A 1,893-nucleotide genomic window follows, 5' to 3' on the forward strand; every position below is an offset into this window, starting at 1 on the left:
GCGGGCCCCGCCCACTTGGGCGGCGGGGGCGAGCCAGTAATAGGCGCGCGACAGCGACGCCGGCCCCTGCGCGAGGTCGGCGATGCGTGCGAAGTGGGTAGCCGCGGTAGCCGGGTCGTTGAGGCCGCGCAGCGCATACCAACCGGCGTGGAACTCGGCCTCTGCGGCGCTGGCTGGGCTTTCGGCCGCGTGCATGGAGACGATTTTGTAGGCCGTCTTCATGTCGCCCTGGTCGACCAGCTCGCGCGACAGCACCCGGCGTTCCACCCACCAGGCGTCGGGATCGACCAGTGCCTCGCGATCGGTCGGCGCTTTCATCACGACCGCGGCGGCGTCGGCGAATTTCTGCTGCTTGCGCAGATATTCGGCCTCGGCAAAGAAATAGCCGGCCTGACGCTGCGCCGCGGGCACGGCCTTGAGCAGCTTGGTCGCGTTCTTGTCGCCACGGCTGGCCGCCGTCCAGGCATCGGCCAGCGGCTGGGCGCCTGCGAGCGCTGCCACGCGCAGCGCCGAGGAAGGCCGATCGGCATAGAACATGCGCTCCATGCGGAAGCGGTGGTCGGCGGCGGGAATGAGCGTGCCGAACTCCTTGATGATGGTCGCCTCGTCCTTGGCTTCCAGTCTTTCCGTTCGCCAGAACGGCGACAGCACTGAGCGCGCCGCCTTGGCGTTGCCAATGGCGACATAGGAGCGGGCAAGGATGATCACCCCTTCCGGGGTCAGCGGCTGGCTGCCCTTGAACGCCTGCACCACGACCTGCGGCGAGGGGTTCTCGCGATAGAGCGCGCGCTCGCTGTTCTTGCGCAGCGCGATCGTGCCCGGCCAGTTCGGCAGCATCTGTGCGGCATCGGCGATATCGCCGCTCGGCACCTGGTCGCCACCATAGAGCGCGATCGCCCAGGCCAATATATGGCGGTCGAGCGAATTGGCGGGCAGCACCTCGCGCACCTGGCGCGCGCCGGCAATGTCGTTGGCTGCCAGCCTGTCGAGGCCGCCCTTCAAAAGCGCGACATCTGTCGAAAGAGAGGCGGGGGCATCCGGCCGGCCCTGATAGGCCAGAGGCGGTATCGGGACAGCCGACGTCGTCTGCACGTCGACGCCCCCGCCGATCGCCGCGGCCGGCATCAGCGCAAGCGTCGCGCCCAGAAGCGCGAAAAGACGGGGCCGCCGGCCTGACATGTGGTTCGTCATTTCCTGTTCGAGCACATTACCAGCAGCCCAAGACGGCTTGAAGCTAAACTCAGGTCGTGAAGAGCCCGTAAACAAAAGGTTATCGAGGTCGTTCGAATTGCCGACACTGGCACCACGGCAATGCTTGCCGCTGAACAATGTCGAGACTATGGTGCGCGGCTTCGCTTTCGGCTAGAAGGCGCGCACGATAGACCGACCGATAAAACACGAATGCATGTCGCCCAAAAGTGGACACCGGTTTTGGGGCAACGAGATGCATAAACCAACGAAGTCCCAAGGAGTTTGGACGATATGCTGAGAGGCTCGCTGACCGCGCTCGTTACACCGTTCGACAAGAGCGGGCGTTTCGACGAGAAAGCCTTTCGCGCCTTCATCGAGTGGCAGCTCGCCGAGGGCACCAAGGGGCTGGTTCCGGTGGGCACCACGGGCGAGTCGCCGACGCTGTCGCATGACGAGCACCGCCAGGTGGTCAAGGTCTGCATCGAGGTCGCCAAGGGCCGCGCTCCGGTCGTCGCCGGCGCCGGCTCCAACAACACCGAAGAGGCGGTGGGCCTGGTGCAGTTTGCCGAGCAGGCGGGTGCCGATGCCGCGCTCGTCGTCACGCCCTATTATAACAAGCCGACGCAGCGCGGCCTCTACGAACACTTCGCCGCTGTCGCCCGCGCGACCAAGCTGCCGATCATCATCTACAATATCCCGCCG

General features: G+C 65.8%; 1 protein-coding gene and 1 pseudogene. One reads left to right on the forward strand and one right to left on the reverse strand.

Features of this window, described 5'->3' with window-relative positions; all coding sequences use genetic code 11:
* A pseudogene (locus EOA33_RS34265) lies at positions 1-1,179 on the reverse strand (lytic transglycosylase domain-containing protein); the annotation flags it as partial.
* Positions 1,180-1,482: 303 nt separating this feature from the next.
* Between EOA33_RS34265 and EOA33_RS34270 the strand changes: the two are divergent.
* Positions 1,483-1,893, forward strand: a 411-nt coding sequence (locus EOA33_RS34270) for a dihydrodipicolinate synthase family protein (protein ID WP_145989468.1), incomplete at its 3' end; no start/stop codon positions are given.

It is taken from the genome of Mesorhizobium sp. M4A.F.Ca.ET.050.02.1.1, from assembly GCF_003997725.1.
GTDB lineage: Bacteria > Pseudomonadota > Alphaproteobacteria > Rhizobiales > Rhizobiaceae > Mesorhizobium.